We start from the raw sequence: 21252 nt of genomic DNA, 5'->3' as shown, positions 1-21252 counted from the left end.
CTTCGGTCGGTTTCACCGTGTTACCAAGGGGAGTCAACGCCCGGCGAGCGGAGGCCCCTACCCGTGATGAGTAATTCCCATTCCGCCTACTGCGGCTATCGTGATTACTTGGTTCTCGAAACGTTGCTCGACGTTCAGAAGCCGCTCACGGAACAGCATGACGAGTTGCTCTTCGTCGTCGTCCATCAGTCGCACGAGTTGTGGTTCAAGGAGCTGCTCCACGAACTGGACGCCCTCCAGGTGACCTTGTGCAAGGCGGACAGCGGCCCCGCCCTGCGGACGCTGCGCCGGATTCGGGCGATCTTCCGGGCGCTGACGGCGCAGATCGACGTGCTGGAGACGATGACCGCCGACCAGTTCGACACGTTCCGCGACCAGTTGGTGGGCAGCGGCTTCTACTCGGCGCAGTTCCGTGAGATCGAGGTGGTGCTCGGACGGCGTGACGGGACGGCGGCCGAGCACTTTCCCGAGGGCAGCCGGGAACGGGCGCGCATCGAGGCGCGGGCCGACGAGCCCACCCTCTTCGACGCGTTCCTCGGCTATCTCGACGCCAAGGGTTACTCGTCCCACGACCTGCCCTCCGCATTGCACGGCCTGCACGGCGACGACGGTGTGGTGGAACAGATCTGCCAGGGCCTGGTGGATCTCGACCAGGCCTTTCAAGAATGGCAGTACCGGCATGTCGTTCTCGTCCAGCGGATGATCGGAAACAAGATCGGCACGGGGGGAACGGCTGGCGCTGAGTTCCTTCGCAAAGCGATATTCACGCCTTCTTTTCCCGCCCTGTGGCAGGCACGGCACGGCGAGTAGAGGCACAGGCGGCAGGGCCGGCGCGTTCGGCGACGGGCCCTGCCGCACGTTCAAGGCATCCGCACCGTCACGGCATCCTCACCTCGCCGACGAGACGGCGAGCGCTCGCAGGGCCTTCTTGTCCACCTTGCCCATCGGGGTGCGCGGCAACCGGTCGAGGGGGACCAGCCGGTCGGGAATCTTGTAGGTGGCCAGACCGCAGCCCCGGAGGAACTCCTTCATCGCCGATGTGCGGACCTCCGACCCGGTCAGCACGAGGAAGGCGTACGTCCGCTCGCCCAGCACGGTGTCCGGCACGCCGACCACGGCCGCGTCCTGGACGGACGGGTGGGTGCGCAGCTGCCGCTCCACCTCCTCCGCCGAGACCTTCTCACCGGCGCGGTTGATGACGTCCTTGATCCGTCCGACGATCGTGATGTTGCCCTCCGGGCTGCGCCGGACGAGGTCGCCCGTGCGGAAGAACCCGTCCGGTGTGAACGAGCGGGTGTTCTCCTCGGGGGCCCGGTAGTAGCCGCGGATCGTGTACGGGCCGCGCGCGATCATCTCGCCGGCCTCCCCCTCGGGCACGGGGTTCAGGGACTCGTCGACGATCCGGACCTCGTCGTCCCGCGACATGGGCCGGCCGTCCGTACCCGTGATCACGTCGTCCGGGTCGTCGAACCTGGTATGGGTCAGCAGGCCCTCGCTGATGCCGTACCAGCGCATGATCCGGCACCCGAGGACTTCTCCCGCCCGACGGGCGAGCGCCGGGTCGAGCGGGGCGCTGCCGACCTGAATGAGCAGGTGCGACAGGTCGGGCTTCTGCCCGGCGTCGGCCCACAGCCGTAGCACGGAGGGCACGACCGTGGTCACGGTGACGTGCTCGCGACGGATCAGCGCGAACACCTCGTCGGGCCGCACGCTCGACGTCAGGACCGCCTTGCCGCCCAGCAGAAGGCTCCCGAACACCCCCGGGCAGGCGAGCGCCGCCTGGTGCGCGACCGGATTGACGGCGAGGTAGGCCACCTCCCGGCCCACGTGCATCGCCTCCGCCGTGGCCCGCATGACGTAGCCGTAGTCGTCATGGCCCCGGGGGATCAGCTTCGGCAGTCCGGTGGTGCCTCCGGAGAGGAGGAACAGCGCCGGATCCGACGGGTCGACGCGGGGCAGCGGGACGTCGTCGCTGCCCAGTGACTCCAGTGCCGTGAACTCCTGGGCGTCGCCGCTGACGAGGACGTGCCGGACCGAGGGGATCTCCCGGGCGATGTCGCGGTAGTCGAACCCGCCGAACTCGTCCTTCACGGCGTAGGCCACCGCTCCGGAGTGGGCGCACAGGTGGGATATCTCGGACTTGCGGTGCCCGGGCAGCGCCAGGACAGGTATCGCTCCGGCCCGCAGCAGAGCGAAGACCAGGACGACGAACTCGGGGATGTTGGGCAGGTGGACGACCACCCGGTCGAGCGGCCTGATGCCCAGTTCGATCAGGCCGCCCGCCAGCCGGTCGGCCCGCCGGGACAGCTCCGCGTAGGTCGTCCTGTGCCGGTCGCAGACCACGGCCACGCGGTCGGCGTGGCGCCGGCAGGACTCGTGCAGCAGGTCACCGAGCGGCCGGCCGAGCCAGATGCCCCGCCGGCGGTACTCCTCCGCGACGCGGTCGGGCCAGGGGACGAAACCGTCGAGCATGAGGCGTTCCCTTTCAGGAGGCGGAGCGCGACTGGAAGGCGACGGGGAGACTGCCGTAGCCGTACAGGAAGTTGGAGTAGATGCGCTGCGGCTCCCCGTCCAGCTCGATGTCCCGTACGGACGTGACGAGCGCCTGCAGCAGCGCGCGCAGCTCGGCGCGGCCCAGCGCCGCACCGACGCAGAAGTGCGGACCGTGGCCGAAGGTGAGGTGCTTGTTGGGGCGGCGGGACAGATCGAGGGTCCGGGGCACGGCGAAGACCGTCTCGTCGTTGTTCGCCGAGGTGTTCCAGAACGTGACGATGTCCCCGGCGCGCACCTGCTGCCCGCCGAGGCAGAAGTCGCTCAGCGCCGTGCGCGCGAAGTGCATGCCCGGCGTCGCCCAGCGCAGCAGCTCCTCCACCGCGGTGTCGAGGCCGATCGTCCCCTCGCACAGCCCGCGCCACTGGTCGGGGTACCGGGTGAAGGCGAGGACCGAGCTGATCGCGGTCATCCGCGACGACTCGTCCCCGCCCAGGAGGAGGCTGTAGCAGTTGAGCGCGATCTCCTCCGGGGTGAGCGGGCGGCCGTCGACCTCGGCGGTGGCGATCATGCTGATCACGTCGTCGCCCGGCTTCGCCCGGCGCTCGAACCCCAGCTCCATCAGATAGAGCACGATCTCGTTGCGTGCCTCCAGCGCGTCCAGCCGGGCGCCCTGCTGATGCTCGGACGCCAAGGCCTCCTTGCTCCACAGGAGCAGCTGCTTGCGGTCCTGCGCGGGAATGGACAGCAGGTCGCAGATGGTGTTCATCGGGATGTGCTCGGCGACCTCGGCGGCGAAGTCGAAGCTGCCCAGCTCCGTGACGGTGCTGATCAGCTCCTGCGCGCGCTCCTCGACCTTGCGCACCACGTCGCCGAGCACCCGGGGCGAGAAGGCGCGGAGCATCAGGTTGCGCAGATGCCGGTGCCAGGGCCGGTCGGAGACGGCGAGCATCTTCCCGCCCGCCGAATCGCCCCCGCGCAGCAGCACGTCGAGGACGTTGCCGCGGGCGGAGCTCAGCCGCTTCCAGTCGCCGTAGCAGGACAGGACGTCGTCGTAACCGGCCACGACCCAGAAGCCGGGTCGCTCCGCGGCGGCCGGATGCCAGTACACGGGGCTCTCCCCGCGTACCCGGAGCCAGAACTCGTAGGGGTCGTTCCTGACGAAGGTGGCCGGGTCGGTGAGATCGAGCGACGGGCTCATCCGGGATCCTCCTTTTCCCCGCATCGTCATGCCCCGGCCCCACGGCGCCCGTGATGTCTTGCCGACATCTTTCGCGGATCCCGTGATTTCGTGCGCGGCGGAAAACATGGGACGGGACGGGTTAGCCGATGGCCGACGAGAAAGGCGGAGATGATGAGCCGGATACGGGAACGGGGCTGGGTGCGCTCTCTGACCACCGTCGAACGCCCCGGACTTCGTGTGGTGTGCTTCCCGCATTCCGGGGGTTCGGCGACGGCCTTCGGTGAATGGTCCACCGCGATGCCGCCCGGCGTGGAGCTCATGGCCGTCCAGTACCCCGGCCGCGGTGACCGGTTCGGGGAGCCGTTGGTGGACGACGTGGCCGCGATGGCCGGGCACGCGGCGGCGGATCTGCTCCGGCTTCCCCCGCGCGACTACGTGCTCTTCGGGCACAGCCTGGGCGCGGTGGTGGCCTACGAGACCGCCCTGGTCCTGCGGGACGCGGGCGAGGAGCCGCGCACGCTGTGCGTCTCCGCCTGCGAACCGCCCGGAAGCGTGGAGGACGGAGACCTCCACCTGGCACCCGACGACGAGTTCTGGTCGACGCTGGTGGGGCTGGGCGGTATCGAACCCGGGATCGCCGAGCACGCCGAGCTGCGCGAACTGCTGCTGCCGACGCTGCGTTCGGACCTGCGGGCCCATGCGGAGTACCGGCCGCGCCCCGGCGCCAAGCCGCTGTCGTGCGCCGTGCGTTGCTATCACGGTGCGGGCGACCCGCTGGTGGACGAGACGCGGCTGGGGGAGTGGGCGGAGGCCACCTCCGGTGAGTTCACGGTGCGTGCGCGACCGGGCGGGCACTTCCACGTGACGACCGACGTGGCGGAACTGGTGGCGGACATCGTGTGCCAGGGCCGGGCATGAGCGGTGATGCGAAAAGGATCACCGTCATTCCCGGTGACGGCATCGGGCCGGAGGTGATCGAACCCGCGCTGGCGGTTCTCGACGTGCTCGCACTCGGTGTGCGGCTGGACGTCCTCGACCAGGTGAACGCGGAGACGTACCTGAGCACCGGAAGTGCCCTGTCCCAGGCCGACATCGACCGGATCCGGAGCAGCGACGCGACGCTGCTCGGCGCGGTCGGGGATCCCCGGCTGGGCGACACCGCCTATGTGCGGAGCGTGCTGACCACACTGCGCTCCGAGCTGGACCTGTACGTCAACTACCGCCCCGTACGGCTGTGGCACGACCGGCTCAGCCCGCTGCGCGACGGCACCCGACGCGGCATCGACTGCGCGATCGTCCGGGAGAACACCGAAGGGCTGTACAGCGGCGTAGGCGGCAGCACGCGCACCGGGTCCCCGCAGGAGATCGCCATCGACGTGGACCTCAACACCCACCACGGCGTGTCGCGCATCCTGGACTTCGCCTTCTCCGTGGCACGACGGTCGGTGTGCGTGGTGGACAAGGCCAACGCCGTACGCAACGGCGGCCGGTTGTGGCAGCGCTGCTGGCACGAGGCGGTCGCACGGCACCCGCGGTTCGACACCTCGCATCTCTACGTGGACGCCGCCGCGATGAAGTTGGTGACCGACCCGACCGCGTTCGACGTCATCGTCACGAACAACTCGTACGGCGACATCCTGAGCGATCTCACCGCCGCCCTCGCCGGCGGCCTCGGCGTCGCGGCGTCGGCCAACCTCAACCCCACGACCGGGCAAGGGGTCTTCGAGCCGGTGCACGGCAGCGCGCCCGACATCGCGGGCACCGGGGTCGCCAATCCGTTCGCCGCCCTTCTCTCCACGGCGCTGCTGGTCGAACACCTGGGTCATGACGAGGAGGCCGACGCGGTGCGCCGGGCGGTCGCCGCCGCCATCGAGGCCGGAAGAGTCACCCCCGACCTCGGCGGGTCCCTGGGAACGAAGGAGGTGGCCGCTGTGGTCCTGGCGGAACTGCGGCAGCCGGACGAAGGCCGGACGAGGGGACGGCGCTGCCATGCGGGGGCCTAGCCGAGGTCGCGCCGAGGGGAGTCCGGAGACCGTCGTCGTGGGGGGCGGCCTGGTCGGCGTGGTCACGGCCATGTACCTCGCCCCCCGGTTCGGTCCGGTCACGATCCTGGAGAAGCGGGCGGACCCGCGCCACGCCGGCGGCGGACAGGGTCGCTCCCTCACGGTGATGCTGTCCGCGCGCGGCTGGCGCGTCCTGTCCGACCTGGGTCTCGACAGGACGGTGCGGGAGATATGCGTCCCGCTGCACGGGCGCTGCGCGCACCTGCCCGACGGCAGCTCCCACGTCACCCCGTACAGCAGGGACGGGCAGCCGATCTGGTCGGTGGAGCGCGAGCGGCTGCACCACATCCTGCTGGACGCCGCCGACGCGACTCCCGGCGTCAGCATCCGCTTCGGGCAGCGGGTGCGCTCCGTGGACCTGGACAAACCGGCCGTGCTGGTGGAAGACGCCCCCGGTGAGCGGCGGTTGACCTGCCGTCGCGTCCTCGGCTGCGACGGCGCGCACTCCACGGCCCGTGCCGCACTGACCGCCCGCACCGCACCGGCCGAGGTACGCAATCTCGAGCTGGCTTATCAGGAGATCGACGTGCCGGGCGGCTGGCTCGACAGCCGCACCATGCACTACTGGCCGACCGGCGACGCACTGTTCGCCGCGTTCCCCATGCCGTCGGGGGAGTACTCCGGCTCCCTGTTCATGCGTCTCGAAGGGCCCGCACCGTCCTACGCGACGGTCGGCGGCGGCAACGAGCTGTACGAGGTGTTCGCCGACCGCTTCCCCGAACCGACCGCCGCCATCCGGGACATCGCCGAACAGCTCGCCACCAAGTCCGTCTCCACCCTCACGGTCGTACGCTGCGACCGATGGGTCTGGCGGGACAGGCTGGCGCTGCTCGGGGACGCCTGTCACGCGATGGCCCCCTTCATGGGGCACGGGATGAACTGCGGCTTCGAGGACGCCCGTACGCTCCTCGACTGCCTCGACTCCACCGCGGACTGGACGGCGGCCCTGGCCGCCTACGAGAAGTCACGGATCGAGGACGCCACCGCGATCTCCCACCTCTCGTACCAGCACTACCACATCATGGCCAACCCGCCGCAGGAGGAGACCGCACACGGCAAGGGAGTCCTGCGGAAGCGTCTCGTCGACCTCTTCCCGGACCGCTTCGTGCCCCTGTACGAGCAGTGCGCCTTCACGGAGGAGAGCTACGCCTCGGTGCTGAGGAACGACCAGCGACTGGACCGTCTCGTGGAGAACCTGCTCAGCCGGCACGGCGCGGAGCTGGTCACGGCGCCCGACAGCCGGCTGCGCGCCTGCCTGCCCCTTGACCCGAACACAGTCACCCTGGAGGACTCCGGATGTTCGTGATCCTGTTCAAGTCGCGGCTCACCGATCAGGCGGGCGAGGACTACTACGCCACCGAGGACGAGATGCGGCAGCGGGTCCGTGCCATCGCCGGGCCCGACCTGGTGGACGTCCAGCACTACACCGGCGAGGACGGTGAGCGCCTCGCGGTCGTGCTGTGGCGCAACGCGGAGACCCTGGAGCAGTGGCGCTCCGACCCCGAGCACCAGGTGGCGCAGCGGCTGGGCCGGGAACGGTGGTACTCCTCCTACGAGTTGATGGTGGCCGAGGTGCTCAGGACCAGCGCGCACACGGCCCCGGAGAAGCCGTCGGACGAGTCGCAGTAGCGCCGTACCTCACGGCACGTCGTCGTGGGGGGGGGGGGGGGGGGCGCCCCCCCCCCCCCCCCACGACGACGTGGTGTGCGTCTGGTCAGCCGCGGACGGCCTTCATGATCGACGATGCGTGGATGGCCTCGGCCGCCGTGGCACCCGCCGCGGCCGCCGCGGTGAACGACTGCTTCCACCGGGAGGCCAGGTCCCCGGCCGCGTACAGGCCCGGGACGCCGGTGCACTGGGTGTCGTCGACGCTCAGGTAGCCCGCGTCGTCGACCGCCAGCTTCAGCTCGTCCACCGCCCGTGCGACGACGGGCTGTTGCCGCTGCGTCGGCGTCCACACCAGCGTCTCCCGCTCCAGGACGCGGCCGTCGTCGAACTCGACCGCGTACAGCACCCCTTGACGGTGCAGCAGGCGGCTGATCGTGCCCGTGACGACGTCACCGCCCATGCTCTGCGCGGCGGTGCGAGCGCTCTCCAGGCCCGGCATCGACTCACGGCAGATGGCGACCGTGTCGCTGCTCCACGCACGGAACGCCACCGCGGAGAACGTGGCGAGTTCCGCGTTGTCCACGACCACGCCCCAGCGCCGGTCGGCGTTCTCCTCGCCGAGACAGAACGGGCAGTGGATCACGCTCCGGCCCCAGCAGTCGGAGAACCCGTCCACCTGCGCCGGATGGCTGTCGACGACACCGGTGGCGAGCAGGACGGAGGAAGCCTCGACGGTGTCGCCGTCGTCGAGTCCGACCTGGAAGCGACCGTCGTCCGTGGTGCGCACGCTGTCGACCTCGGCTTCCCGAAGCTCCACGGTCGCGTACCGGGAGAGTTCCTTCCAGGCGCGCGAGCGGATCTCGGCGGGAGTGGCGCCGTCCAGACCGACATGCCCGTGGACGCCTCCCGACGCGCTGTTCCGCGGCGCGCGCCGACTGTCCACGAGGACCACGCGACGGCGGTACCTGGCCAGGGCGAGCGCCGCCGTGAGCCCGGCCGGGCCGGCCCCTACGACGACCGTTTCGGTTTCGCTGTTCGAGGACATGCGTCGGTACCTTCCGTCGGGAACTTGGCCGGGCCCCGTCCCGGTTCTGCCGGGACGGGGCCGCACAAGGCGAGGGGCTGCTCAGCCGCCGACGTACTCCGCCAGATGCTCGCCGGTGAGGGTCGAGCGGGCGGCGACCAGGTCGGCGGGGGTGCCCTCGAAGACGATCCGGCCGCCGTCGTGACCGGCGCCGGGGCCGAGGTCGATGATCCAGTCGGCGTGCGCCATGACGGCCTGGTGGTGCTCGACGACGATGACCGACTTGCCGGAGTCGACCAACCGGTCGAGCAGGGCGAGGAGTTGCTCGACGTCGGCGAGGTGCAGGCCGCTGGTCGGCTCGTCGAGGATGTAGATGTTTCCCGTACCGGCCATGTTGGTGGCCAGCTTGAGGCGCTGCCGCTCGCCGCCGGACAGGGTGGTGAGCGGCTGGCCGAGACTGAGGTAGCCCAGCCCGACGTCGCCCAGCCGGGTCAGGACGGAGTGCGCGGCCGGCGTACGCGCCTCACCGGTGCGGAAGAACTCCTCGGCCTCGACCACCGGCATCGCGAACACCTCGCTGATGTCCCGGCCGCCGAGGCGGTACCTGAGCACCGACTCCTGGAACCGCTTCCCCTCGCACTCCTCGCAGGTGGTGGCGACACCGGCCATGATCGCCAGGTCGGTGTAGATGACGCCGGCGCCCTTGCAGTGGGGGCAGGCGCCCTCGGAGTTGGGGCTGAACAGCGCCGGCTTGACGCCGTTGGCCTTGGCGAACGCCTTGCGGATCGGTTCGAGCATTCCGGTGAAGGTCGCCGGGTTGCTGCGCCGGGAACCCTTGATGGGCGACTGGTCCACCGTCACCACGCCGTCCCGCCCGGCCACGGAACCGTGGATGAGGGAACTCTTGCCCGAGCCCGCGACGCCGGTGAGCACGGTGAGGACGCCGAGCGGGATGTCCACGTCGACGTCCCGCAGGTTGTGGGTCGCCGCGCCGCGCACCTCCAGCACACCGGACGCCCTGCGCACCGACGGCTTGACCGAGGCCCGGTCGTCCAGGTGCCGTCCGGTGACGGTGCCGCTGGTCCGCAGCGCTTCGACGGTGCCCTCGAAGACCACCTGGCCGCCGCCCGTACCGGCCTTCGGACCGATGTCGACCACGTGGTCGGCGATCAGGATCGTCTCCGGCTTGTGCTCCACGACGAGCACGGTGTTGCCCTTGTCGCGCAGCCGGAGCAGCAGCTCGTTCATGCGCTGGATGTCGTGCGGGTGCAGACCGACCGTGGGCTCGTCGAAGACGTAGGTGACGTCGGTGAGCGCGGAGCCGAGATGGCGGACCATCTTGACGCGCTGTGCCTCACCGCCCGAGAGCGTGCCCGACGCCCGGTCGAGCGAGAGGTAGCCCAGCCCGATGGAGACGAACGAGCTGAGGGTCTCGTCGAGAACCTTCAGCAGCGTCGCGACCGACGGGTCGTCGATGGCGCGGATCCATGCGGCCAGATCGCTGATCTGCATCATGCAGGCGTCGGCGATGCTGACGCCGTCGATCTTCGAGGACCGGGTCAGCGTGCTGAGCCGGGTGCCGTCGCACTCCGGACAGACGGAGAACGTCACCGCCCGCTCCACGAAGGCGCGGATGTGCGGCTGCAGGGCTTCCTTGTCCTTGGTCAGGAACGACTTCCGGACCCGCGCGAGCAGGCCCTCGTAGGTGGTGTTGATCCCCTTGACCTTGACCTTGACCGGGTCCCGGTGCAGGAAGTCGTCCCGCTCCTGGTCGGTGTAGTCGCGGATCGGCTTGTACGGGTCGAGGAAGCCCGACTCGGTGAACGACTGCACCACCCAGCCGTCGGGCTTCCAGCCGGGGACGGTGATCGCGCCGTCGGCCAGCGACTTGGAGTCGTCGTAGAGCCGGGCCGGATCGATGTCGGTGACGGAGCCCATGCCCTCGCAGCGCAGACACATGCCGCCGACGACACTGAAGCCCTTCTCGATCTTCTTCCCGTTCACCACCAGCGTGCCCGACGCGTCGGCGGTGGCGACGTTGAAGGCGAACGCCTTCTGCGAGCCGATGTACGGCTTGGCGAGCCGGCTGAACAGGATGCGCAGCAGCGCGCCCGCGTCGGTGGCGGTGCCGACCGTGGAGCGGGGACTGGTGCCCATCGGCTGCTGGTCGACGATGATCGCGGTCGTCAGCCCGTCGAGGACGTCGACCTCGGGGCGCGCCAGTGTGGGCATGAAGCCCTGGATGAAGGCGCTGTAGGTCTCGTTGATCAGCCGTTGCGACTCCGCGGCGATCGTGTCGAACACCAGCGAGCTCTTGCCCGAGCCGGAGACACCGGTGAACACGGTCAGCCGGCGCTTGGGGATCTCGACGTCGACGTTCTTGAGGTTGTTCTCACGCGCACCGTGCACGCGGATCAGATCGTGGCTGTCGGCAGCGTGCAGCGCAGACGACTCTAAGTCCGTCCTCGTGCCGGCGGTCATGGCGTCCCTCCCAGGTGTTGGCCACGGCACGCCGTCGTCGTAGGGCCCGAATCGAGCTGATGGTGACCTCGTTCGCCGGACACGTTGCGCGTCGGCACGAACGCCGGAATGCCGTTGTTGTGAGAAATGTGTCAACTGAGGTCATCGGATACCGCTACTGCGGCACGAAGCTACCACGCCACCCTTACGCCATGTACGAGTTGTCCTGCACCCAGTGGAAACCGCGGTCGACGAGAGGAAATGTGGCGAGATCCAGTCGGTGCAGTCGTATCCGAAGCAGGGAGCCGTCGACTTCGCCTTCCAGAGTCAGCTCGTCGTCGGCGGGACGCTGCAGTGCGAAAGTCGCGTTCCACTTCGGGTCGGCGATATTGAGCAGGCTCATCGAATGGCTGTCCAGGTCGACCGCCGCGACGTAGCCGCCGTCGAGAGAATCGTCCATGCGCTGGATGGTGACGGCGTCGGCGGAGTCGAAAACGACGCGATGCCATCGTTGTCCGTCGGTCGTCAGCGGCGGCTGTCGCTCACCGTCGACCGTGAATTCCTCCACGTTCCAGATGCCGTACAGTTCGGGCTTTTCCCGTCCGCCGCCGTATGTCTTCCAGACCGACCAGTCGTTGCGCAGCTGTGCGCGCAGCAGCCACAGACCCGCCGCGACCTGCGCGGCCGCGGCGATCCGGTTCGCGCCGGGCGTGCGGAACAGCTCCTGCCGGGACGACGGGCGGACCGTCCGGTCCGACAAAAAGGCTTCGGCCAGGCGCGCCGACTCCGGTGCCAGCAGCACCAGACTCAGCAGGAGCAGATGGAACGAATGGATTTTCACCGGGACGTCGAACGTCATGTTCAGAAGGAACACCTGGGTCAGTTCCATCGCGCACAGCAGTGCACCCAGTGTCGCCGTACGCGGCACGATCAGCAGCAGTCCGCCGGCGATTTCCGCGCAGCCCAGCAGGACTTGGTACGGCTTGGAGGAACCTGTCTGCGCCCAGAGCACGCTCATGGGGCTGAAATTGCCGAACGGTTCGACGAGTTTGGTGAGTGGCATATGGAACTGCAAAGGAATGGCTTTGGCGGCACCGTAGGAGAACATCTGCCCCGCGAGACAGAACCGGACGACCGGCCGGAACCACGAGTCCAGCGTCTCGTAGTTCGTCCGGCGCCGGTCAAGCAGCGACCAGATCGGTGTTGCCGCGGCGGCGCCCAGCAGCCAGGTGAACTGCCCCACCCACGCGTTCAGGTCGTCGCCGCCGTCGAAGCGTTCGCCCAATTCCTTGTCGAATACGTGAGCCGCCACCCACTTCCGCACCGGACGCATCGACCAGAGTTTCGCCCAGGCGTCGGCCGCCTCCTGCTTGTGCCCCAGTCCGCCACCCCGCAACGTCAGGAAGATCTGGGGTGTCGTCAGGCAGTAGGACCCCGCGTAGACGAAGGCGAACCGGAAGGCGCCCCGGGCGACACCGCTCCACTGCGACGCGTTCGGCGGGGTGCCCGTCCGCGGGCTCCTGCGTCTGGCCGCCCGGTTGGGCTGTGAGGATGCCAGGAGCCGTAGCAGCTTGCCTGCGCGTGCCTTCATGAGTCATCACCTTCACACGGGCCGGATGCGCGGTTCGGACTGTTCCCGGTCGATGGAACCGGGTCAGCTGCGGCGGAATCGGCCCAGCCAGGCGGGCAGTTCGAGCGGTTCCGACGCGGACGGGAGGATCCCGTACATGGTCGTGTCGGTGACGGACTCGACGGTCCAGCCGTCGGCGAAGCCCCGGCGCAGGTCGTCGGCGGTCCGCTTGGGGCCGGGCGGCTCCGACGCCGGAATCCCCTCGATCACCTCGGCGAGCCGCGCCTGCATCTGCGCGGCCCCGCGATCGCTGACCTCCAGTACATGCACGCGTGCCCCCGGGCGGCAGACGCGGTGCAGCGCCGCCGCGTAGGTCCGCAGCCTGTCGGCGTCGAAGGTATGGGCGAGGCCGCAGTCGACGACGGTGTCGAAACGCCCGTCGTAGCCGACGAGTTCGAGGGCGTTGGCGACGGCGAAGGTGGCGTCGAGTCCGCGCTCCTCGGCCTTGCCCCGCGCGATGGCGACCGCCTCGGACGACAGGTCGAGCCCCGTCACCGTGTAGCCCCTGCTCGCCAGATGGAGTATGTCCTCGCCGGTGCCGCAGCCCGCGTCGAGCACCGCACCGCTGATGAGTCCCGCTTCCTCGAGTGCGACGAAGGCCGGCTGCGGCCCGCCGATGTCCCAGGGCGGACGCTTGCCGAACGGGCTCTCGCCGCGGTAGACGGCGTCGAAGACATGGGTCAGCGCGTCGATTCCGTCGGGCTGGGAAGCGGGTTCAGTCATGCGGCCATGATTGCGCCGTCCACGGTTCCGCTTTCGATCTCTTGCCGACTTCTGTCAAAGCCCGACGGACCCCGCCCGATGGACCGCCCGACGGGCCCTCGCCGGCCACCGTCCTTCCCGGAGCCGTCGACGCCACGGTGCGGCGAATGCCGTCCTGATCAGGTCGTTCCAGCCGACTGCGGGCCCTACGTCCGGGTCTGGTTGGGTTTCTGGCCGACATCTTTCACGTCGGTTGATCCACCTCAGAGCGACGACGACGATCAGGCACAGCGACTGGCCGCTGATCTGGATACCACATTTACAGGGGGGACTCTGGATGGGTTACACCGGCGTCACGGCGGTGCAGGAGGCCATGTGGCTCCAACAGGAGCTGGCCCCCGACCGGCCGAACAATGTGGTGACCCTGTGGGACGTCGACGGTGACCTGGACATCCCCCTCATCACCGAGGCGCTGCGGACGGCGGTGTCCGAGGCCGGAGCGCTGACGCTGAACTTCCGCCGGGACGAAGGCGGTCTGCGCGCGGTGGCCCGCGATCCGGAGCTGCCGGAGCCGTTCCACTTCGACGTCAGCGGCGCCGGCGAACCCGGCGACGCGGCCCGGGCCGTGGTCGCCGAGCTGGTGAGCCGGCCGTTCGACCTGAGTGCGGACGCCCTCTTCCGGATCGGTTCGATCCGGCTCGGCGCCACCCGCCACCTCGTGGTTCTCGTCTTCCACCACATCGTCACCGACGCGTTCGGCGTCGTCACGCTGCTGTCCCGGCGGATCGCGGAGATCTACCGTGCGCTGCGCTCCGGTTCCGCCGTACCGGAGCTGTCCGCGAACGCGCGGGGAGACGCCCGGCAGAAGGACGCCGCGTACCGGGCGTCCAAACGGTTCGCCGAGGCCGAGGAGTTCTGGCGGGACTACCTCGCCGACGAGCCGACCGCGGCGCGGCTTCCCGCCGGCGTCCGTCCCGCCGGCGCCGGCCGGGCGGCCGGGCACTGGGACGGCCTCACCGAGCCGCTGGGCATGACCACCCGCACCGCGCGGATCCCGGCCGCCGAACTCGCCGCCCGGAGGCGCACGGCCGAAGCACTGGGGACGAGCCTGCCGGACCTGCTCGCGGCGGCGGCGACCGCGTTCCTGCAGCACATGTGCGCCGTGCCGGAACCGCTGCACGAGTTCACCGTCAACCACCGCGTCGGCGCCCTGCGGCGGTCGCTCGGCCTCCTCTCCAACCGGGTGCCGATCCGGGTCGAGGTGCCGCCCGCTGCGACCCTCGTGGAGCTGGCCGAGGCACTCGGCCAGGAGCGGCGGCGGGTGCTGCGGCACGCCGGCCACGACGTGTCCCTGATCAAGCGGGCCACGGGGCACGCCGGTTCGGTGCGCAGCCCGTTCGGCGCCCTCGTCAACATCATCCCCTTCGTCGAGGCGCTCGATCTCGCGGGCAGCGTGGCACGGTTCGCCGGCGGCACATTCGGTGTGATCGACGAGGTGATGGTCTCGACCTACACCGACGGCGGGCCCGACAGCGACCTGTTCGTCCGCTTGGACGCCCCGCGGGCGCACTACGGGGACCAGGACGTCGCCGGTCTCACCGACAGGTTCGTGACCTTCGTCCGGGCCGCCCTGGCCGACCCGCGCGCCCGGCTCGGGGACGTCAGTGTGCTCAGCACCGCCGAACGCCACGCGCTCCTCACCGAGTTCGCCGGACCTGAGGTCACCCCGACGGGCCGGACGCTGACGGAGCTGCTGGAGCGACAGGCCGCCGCCACGCCCGACGCGATCGCGGTGACCTTCGAGGACACCTCCCTGACCTATCGGGAGCTGGCCGACCGGTCCGGTCGGCTGGCCCGCATGCTCGTCGAGGGCGGCGCAGGGCCCGAACGATTCGTCGCCGTCGCGATTCCCCGGTCGCCGGAGCTGGTCGTCGCGCTGGTCGCCGTACTGAAGGCGGGCGCCGCCTACGTCCCGGTCGACCCCGACTACCCCACCGCCCGCGTGGAGTTCATGCTCGCCGACGCCGCGCCGACGCTGCTGCTGTCGGTCAAGGGCACGGCGGACCGGCTGCCCCCGACGGACATCCCCCTGATCACGGTCGACGAAGCCCGGCTCACCGACGGGCCCACCGCGCTCGCGCCGCACTCCGTCGAGCACCCGGCCTACATGATCTACACGTCGGGATCGACCGGCCGGCCCAAGGGCACCGTCATCACGCACGCCGCGATCGTCAACCGACTGCTGTGGATGCAGGACCGCTACCGGCTGGACGGCTCCGACCGGGTGCTGCAGAAGACCTCCGCCTCCTTCGACGTGTCGGTCTGGGAGTTCTTCTGGCCGCTGATCACCGGCGCCGGCCTCGTCGTGGCACGGCCCGACGGGCACCGCGACCCGGCCTACCTCGCCGAGCTGATCCGGCGCTCCGGGGTCACCACAGTGCACTTCGTTCCGTCGATGCTCGCCGAGTTCGTCAACGACGAGGCGGCGGGCGCCTGCACCGGCCTGCGCCGCGTCATCTGCAGCGGCGAAGCGCTGCCCGCCGAACTCGCCGCTCGTTTCCACGAGTTGCTGGGCATACCGCTGCACAACCTCTACGGGCCGACCGAGGCGGCCGTGGACGTCACCGCGTGGCGGTACCGGCCCGGGGCGGGCACCGTAGCGATCGGCACGCCGATCTGGAACACCGCGCTGTACGTGCTCGACAGCCGGCTCGGACTGGTCCCGCCCGGGGTGTACGGCGACCTGTACATCGCGGGCTCCGGCCTCGCCAGGGGATACCACGACCGCTCGGCCCTGACCGCGGAGCGCTTCGTCGCCTGCCCGTTCGGCCCGCCCGGGCGGCGCATGTACCGGACGGGCGACCTGGCGCGCTGGAACGAGAACGGCGAGCTGGAGTTCGCCGGACGCGCCGATCACCAGGTGAAGATCCGCGGCTTCCGGGTCGAGCCCGCGGAGATCGAGGCGACCCTGGCCGCGCACCCCGGGGTGGCGCAGGCCGCCGTCCTCGCCCGCCGCGGCCGCGGCGCCGACGGGGCCGCCCAGCTCCTCGCCTACATCGTGCCGACGACCTCCGGCGGCATCGGCACGTCCGGCGTGGACTGGGACCTCCACGCCGGGCTGGACATCGCCGAGCTGCGGGGATTCGTCGCGGCCCGGCTGCCCGCCCATCTGGTACCCGCCGCGTTCGTGCCGCTGGACCGGCTGCCGCTGACCGCGAACGGCAAGCTGGACCGGGCCTCGCTGCCCGCACCGGAGTTCACCGGCCAGGCTCACCGGCCGGCCCGCACCAGCGAGGAGCACGTCCTGGCGGCGGCGTTCGGCGAGGTGCTCGGGATCGGCCGGATCGGGGTGGACGACGACTTCTTCACGCTCGGCGGCGACAGCATCCGGGCCATCCAGGTCGTCGCCCGCGCCCGGGCCGCCGGCCTCGCGCTCAGCCCGCGCACCGTGTTCGAGTGCCGCACCGTGGCCGCGCTGGCCGCGGCCGCGACCCGGGACACCGCCCCGACGGCACTCGCCGAACTCGACGGCGGCGGCGTCGGCCTGCTGCCGCTGCCGCCGATGGCACGCCTGGTCGACGAGCGCGGGCCCGGTCTCGACCGGCTCGCCCAGTGGCTGGTGCTGGAGGTGCCGGCCGAGACGGACCGCGACAACCTCACCGCCACGGTGCGCGCCGTCCTCGACCGGCACGACGTACTGCGATCCCAACTGGTCGACGACGGTCTGCTGGTGCACCCGCCCGGCTCGGTCGACGCGGCCCGGCTCATCAGGCGGGTCGAGTGCCCGGGATACTGGAGCGGGGACGCGTGGCAGGCGCTGCTGCGCACCGAGGCGGCCGCCGCGACACGCGACATCAAGGCCTCGGACGGCACGATGCTCCGGCTGGTGTGGTTCGAGCCGGACACCGGCGGCCCCGGACGGCTGCTGGTCGCGGCGCACCACCTGGTCGTCGACGGCATGTCCTGGCGGGTGCTGCTCCCCGACCTGGCCGAGGCGTGGCGGCAGGCCCGCACCGGCGAGGCGCCGGAACTGCCGCCGGTGGGGACGTCGATGCGGCGATGGCTGCGCGCGCTGACCGACGAGGCGACCCGGCCCGGGCGGGCCGCGGAGGTGTCGCTCTGGCGCGACATGCTCGCCGCTCCCGCGGCCGCGGTCGGATCCCGGCCGTTCGACCCGAAGTCCGACGTCACCGCGGCCACGGAAACCGTGCGCGTCCAGCTCCCCGGCGACCTCACCGAGGCCGTGCTGACATCGGTGCCGGCGGCGTATCGCAGCGGCGTCGACGACGTGCTGCTCACCGCCCTCGTCCTGGCGCTGGCCCGGCACCGGCGGGGCGTGACCGACGACGCCACGCTCGTACGCCTGGAAGGCCACGGCCGGCAGGAGGAGCCGGCCCCGGGCGCGGACCTGTCCCGCACGGTCGGCTGGTTCACCACCGTCCACCCGGTCCGGTTCGACCTCTCCGGCATCGATGTCGACGAGGCGATCGCCGGGGGAGCGGCCGCCGGTGACGCCCTCAAGCGCGTGAAGGAGCAGCGGCGGGCGCTGCCCGACCAGGGCATCGGCTACACCCTGCTGCGCTACCTCAACGACGAGACCGCGGCGGTGCTGCGCCCGTACCCGGCGGACGAGATCGGCTTCAACTTCCTGGGCCACTTCTCCTTCGACGCCCCGGAACCGGCACGCGGCCCCGGATGGACACCCGCCCCGGAATGCGCCGAACTCGTCGCGGCACCCGACCCCGACATGCCGGCGCTCAGCGCACTCGAACTCAACTCCCTGGTGACCGACACCGGGGACGGCGCCCGGCTCACCGCCCTGTTCACCTTCGCCACCGGCGTGCTGCCCGCCGACGGGGTCCGCGCCCTCGCCGACACCTGGTGCGCCGCCCTGCGCGGCCTGCACACCCTGGTCACGACGGGCGCGTCCGGCCTCACCCCGTCCGATGTGGCCCCGGTGCACGTCGGCCAGGCCGAACTGGACACCTGGCAACGGCGGTTCGGCCGGGTGAGCGACGTGTGGCCGCTCACCCCGCTGCAGGACGGCCTGCTGTTCCACACGATGCTCGCGGACACGGCCTCCGAGGCCTACCAGACCCAGTTCGTGTTCCGGCTCAGCGGCCCGGTGGACGCGGTGCGGCTGCGGGCCGCGGGCCAGGCCCTGCTGGAGCGGCACCCGAACCTGAGGGCCGCGTTCCTGTCGAGCGCGACCGGCGAGTCCGTGCAGATCGTGGTGGACGACGTCCCCCTGCCCTGGCGGCAGGTGGACCTCACCGGCGACCCCGAGGCCGAGACACGGCTCGAGGAGATCCTCGCCGAGGAGCGGGACACCCGCTTCCGCCCCGACAGCCCGCCGCTGCTCCGGCTCACCCTCGTCACGCTGGGGCCGGAACGGGCCGAGCTGGCGCTCACCGCCCACCACGTGCTGCTCGACGGCTGGTCGGTACCGCTGATCGAGCGCGAACTGATGGACCTGTACGCGACGGGCGTCCACGGCACCCACCCGCCGCGCCCCCACGGCTACCGGGACTTCCTGCGGTGGCTGTCACGGCAGGACGCGGAACGCTCGGCCCAGGCCTGGGCCACCGAGCTGGCCGGCGTGGCGGAGCCGACCCTCCTGGCGCCCACGGCGCACCCCGCCGGCGGCGGCAGCGGGCAGGTCGACGCGGCACTGAGCGGCGAGGACGCCACCAGGCTGGCGCGTCGGGCCGCCGAGTGGGGCGTCACCCCCAACACCCTGGTGCAGGGCGCGTGGGCCGTCGTACTCGCCGAGCTGACCGGTCGCGAGGACGTGTTGTTCGGCACCACCGTCGCCGGCCGGCCGTCCGAGCTGCCCGGCGTGGGCACGATGATCGGCCTGTTCATCAACACGGTGCCGGTGCGGGTGCGGTGCACGCCGGCCGACCGCCTGCCGCAGCTGCTGGGGCGGCTGCAGGACGCCCAGGCGCGGCTGCTGGACCACCACCACCTCGGGCTCGCCGACATCCAGCGGTCGACCGGGCTGAGCGCGCTGTTCGACACGCTCGTGGTCTTCGAGTCGTTCCCCGTCGACCGCGTCGGCCTGTCGGCGGCGGGCGCATCGGCGGACCTGGCGGTGACGGGCATCCGCCCGTACGCCCCACCGCACTACCCGCTGACCGTCATCGCGGCGGCCGACCCGCTGCTGCGCCTCTCCTTCCAGTACCAGCGCGACGCCTTCGCGCGCGCCGAGGTGGAGGTGATCGCCGACCGGCTGGTGCGGGTGCTGCGGCAGTTCGCCGCCGACCCGGAGACCACCGTCGGCGCGATCGACGTGCTCTTTGACGCGGAACGCGAGCAGGTGCTGCACGGCTGGAACGACACCGCGACCCCGCCGCCCGAGCGGACCGTCCCCGAGCTGATCGCCGAGCAGGCGGCCACGACACCGGACGCGGTGGCCGTCGAGCACGACGGTCACCGGCTGACCTACCGGGAGCTGGACGAGCGTGCCAACCGGCTTGCGCACTGGCTGATCGAGCAGGGCGTGGGGCCGGAGTCGCGCGTGGTGGTGCTGCTGCCTCGCTCGCTCGACCTGGTTGCGGCGCTGCTCGCGGTGTGGAAGGCCGGCGGCGCCTATGTGCCGGTGGACCCGGAGTATCCGGCCGCGCGGGTGCGGTCCGTGGTCGAGGACAGCGCACCGGTGCTGGTGCTGGACCCACGGCGGCTGGCCGAGGCGGACCTGTCCGCCCACCCCGCCCACGACCCGAGGACCGCGGTCGGCTTCCACCACACCGCCTACGTCATCTACACCTCCGGCTCCACCGGAAGGCCCAAGGGCGTGGTCATCGAGCACGGCACCCTGAGCAACCTGCTCACCGGCATGCGGGACCGTTTCTCGCTGTCGCCGCACGACCGGCTGCTGGCCGTCGCCACCGTCGCGTTCGACATCGCCGCGCTGGAACTGTTCCTGCCCCTGCTGACCGGTGCCCGGGTGGTGCTGGCCGGCAAGGACACCATCACCCAGCCCTCGGCGCTGCTCGACCTCGTCCAGCGGGCGGGCATCACCCTCATGCAGGCCACCCCCGCCCTCTGGCAGGTGCTGGTCACCCACGCCCCGGCCTGTCTGACCGGGCTCCGCGTGATCACCAGCGGCGAGGCACTGCCCACACCCCTGGCCCACACCCTGTGCGAGCACGCCGCCGAGGTCACCAACCTCTACGGCCCCACCGAGGCCACCGTCTACTCCACGGCCGCCCGCCTCGATCCCGGCACCGCCGGCATGCCGCCCTCCATCGGCGGCCCCGTCACCAACGCGCGGATCCTCATCCTCGACCGCACGCTCCACCCCGTGCCGCCCGGCGTGACCGGTGATCTGTGGATCGCCGGGCACGGCCTGGCCCGTGGCTACCACGGCCAACCGGGCATGACCGCGGAGCGGTTCGTACCCGATCCGTTCGGTCCGCCGGGCACGCGGATGTATCGCAGCGGGGATCTGGCCCGCTGGACGGGCACGGGCGAGGTCGAGTACCTCGGGCGCTCCGACCACCAGATCAAGCTGCGCGGGTTCCGCATCGAACCCGCCGAGATCGAGCGCACCCTGACCGGTCATCCGGCGGTCCGCCAGGCGACCGTCGTCGCCCGCGAGGACAACCCGGACGACCGGCAACTGGTGGCGTACCTGGTGCCCGAGCCGGACGCCACCGTCCCGCCCCCGGAGCAGTTGCGGACGCTGGTGGGGGAGCGGCTGCCGCAGTACATGGTCCCGGCGGCGTTCGTGGTGCTGGCGGAGCTGCCGCTGACACCGAACGGGAAGCTGGACCGCCCGGCACTGCCGCGGCCCGAGTTCGACGGTGACGAGTACCGGGCTCCGCGCACCCCGCGGGAGGCGGTGCTGTGCGGGCTGTTCGCCGAGGTGCTGGGAGTGGAGCGGGTCGGCATCGACGACGACTTCTTCGCACTGGGCGGACATTCGCTGCTGGCCACCCGTCTGGTGGCACGGGTGCGCGCCGAACTGGGCGTGGAGATCCCGATCCGGATCCTGTTCACCGCCCCCACCGTTGCCGAGCTGACCGACCGTTGGCACGAGATGTCGGCCTCTTCCCGAAAGCCGCTGCGCAGGATGAGCGAAAGGTAG

At 71.0% G+C, this 21252-nt stretch carries 12 protein-coding genes; 6 read left to right on the top strand and 6 right to left on the bottom strand.

Annotated elements, in window-relative coordinates; all coding sequences use genetic code 11:
- Window positions 1-66 precede the first annotated feature (66 nt).
- Window positions 67-810 carry a tryptophan 2,3-dioxygenase gene (locus ACIRVH_RS27305; RefSeq protein WP_403958565.1) on the top strand — a complete coding sequence of 248 codons (744 nt, stop codon included), beginning with the start codon at window positions 67-69 and terminating at the stop codon, window positions 808-810.
- A gap of 78 nt (window positions 811-888) precedes the next feature.
- Here ACIRVH_RS27305 and ACIRVH_RS27300 read toward each other — a convergent pair whose 3' ends face one another.
- Together ACIRVH_RS27300 and ACIRVH_RS27295 are read right to left on the bottom strand one after the other, a co-directional pair.
- Entirely contained in the window at window positions 889-2472 is a 1584-nt protein-coding gene (locus tag ACIRVH_RS27300) for a (2,3-dihydroxybenzoyl)adenylate synthase (RefSeq protein ID WP_403958076.1), read from the bottom strand.
- A gap of 13 nt (window positions 2473-2485) precedes the next feature.
- Window positions 2486-3691: a cytochrome P450 gene (locus ACIRVH_RS27295; RefSeq protein WP_403958073.1), complete on the bottom strand. Its 1206-nt coding sequence runs from the start codon at window positions 3689-3691 to the stop codon at window positions 2486-2488.
- Window positions 3692-3871: 180 nt separating this feature from the next.
- Here ACIRVH_RS27295 and ACIRVH_RS27290 point away from each other — a divergent pair, with 180 nt between their 5' ends.
- Genes ACIRVH_RS27290 through ACIRVH_RS27275 form a run of 4 tightly spaced genes read left to right on the top strand, consistent with a single transcriptional unit; the run spans window position 3872 to window position 7365 of the window.
- A complete protein-coding gene (locus tag ACIRVH_RS27290; RefSeq protein WP_403958070.1) occupies window positions 3872-4591 on the top strand; it encodes a thioesterase II family protein in 720 nt (239 codons plus the stop codon).
- Window positions 4588-5676, top strand: coding sequence for an isocitrate/isopropylmalate dehydrogenase family protein (locus ACIRVH_RS27285; protein WP_403958066.1), 1089 nt, complete (start codon window positions 4588-4590; stop codon window positions 5674-5676). The genes ACIRVH_RS27290 and ACIRVH_RS27285 overlap by 4 nt, the downstream gene beginning before the upstream one ends.
- Complete coding sequence (locus ACIRVH_RS27280) at window positions 5663-7042, top strand: FAD-dependent oxidoreductase (protein ID WP_403958063.1); 1380 nt, start codon at window positions 5663-5665, stop codon at window positions 7040-7042. The genes ACIRVH_RS27285 and ACIRVH_RS27280 overlap by 14 nt, the downstream gene beginning before the upstream one ends.
- The gene (locus tag ACIRVH_RS27275; RefSeq protein WP_403958060.1) at window positions 7033-7365 is read left to right on the top strand and encodes an antibiotic biosynthesis monooxygenase family protein; all 333 of its coding nucleotides are present in this window, start codon (window positions 7033-7035) and stop codon (window positions 7363-7365) included. The genes ACIRVH_RS27280 and ACIRVH_RS27275 overlap by 10 nt, the downstream gene beginning before the upstream one ends.
- An 85-nt stretch (window positions 7366-7450) precedes the next feature.
- On the opposite strand, the gene ACIRVH_RS27270 is transcribed toward ACIRVH_RS27275, so the two are convergent.
- The 4 genes from ACIRVH_RS27270 to ACIRVH_RS27255 form a co-directional block, all read right to left on the bottom strand.
- Window positions 7451-8389 (bottom strand): FAD-dependent oxidoreductase, encoded by a 939-nt coding sequence (locus ACIRVH_RS27270; RefSeq protein WP_403958058.1) that lies wholly within the window; start codon window positions 8387-8389, stop codon window positions 7451-7453.
- Window positions 8390-8470: 81 nt separating this feature from the next.
- Window positions 8471-10849 (bottom strand): ATP-binding cassette domain-containing protein, encoded by a 2379-nt coding sequence (locus ACIRVH_RS27265; RefSeq protein ID WP_403958055.1) that lies wholly within the window; start codon window positions 10847-10849, stop codon window positions 8471-8473.
- A gap of 184 nt (window positions 10850-11033) precedes the next feature.
- Entirely contained in the window at window positions 11034-12419 is a 1386-nt protein-coding gene (locus tag ACIRVH_RS27260; RefSeq protein WP_403958052.1) for a DoxX family protein, read from the bottom strand.
- A 63-nt stretch (window positions 12420-12482) separates the two neighbouring features.
- Complete coding sequence (locus ACIRVH_RS27255; protein ID WP_403958050.1) at window positions 12483-13181, bottom strand: class I SAM-dependent methyltransferase; 699 nt, start codon at window positions 13179-13181, stop codon at window positions 12483-12485.
- Between the two features lie 316 nt (window positions 13182-13497).
- On the opposite strand from ACIRVH_RS27255, the gene ACIRVH_RS27250 reads away from it, so the two are divergent.
- Complete coding sequence (locus ACIRVH_RS27250) at window positions 13498-21252, top strand: amino acid adenylation domain-containing protein (protein WP_403958047.1); 7755 nt, start codon at window positions 13498-13500, stop codon at window positions 21250-21252.

This window comes from Streptomyces sp. NPDC101165, assembly GCF_044768135.1.
Taxonomy (GTDB): Bacteria; Actinomycetota; Actinomycetes; order Streptomycetales; family Streptomycetaceae; genus Streptomyces.
Note: the sequence above shows the minus strand (reverse complement) of the source record. Positions and strands in the feature narration are given on the sequence as shown.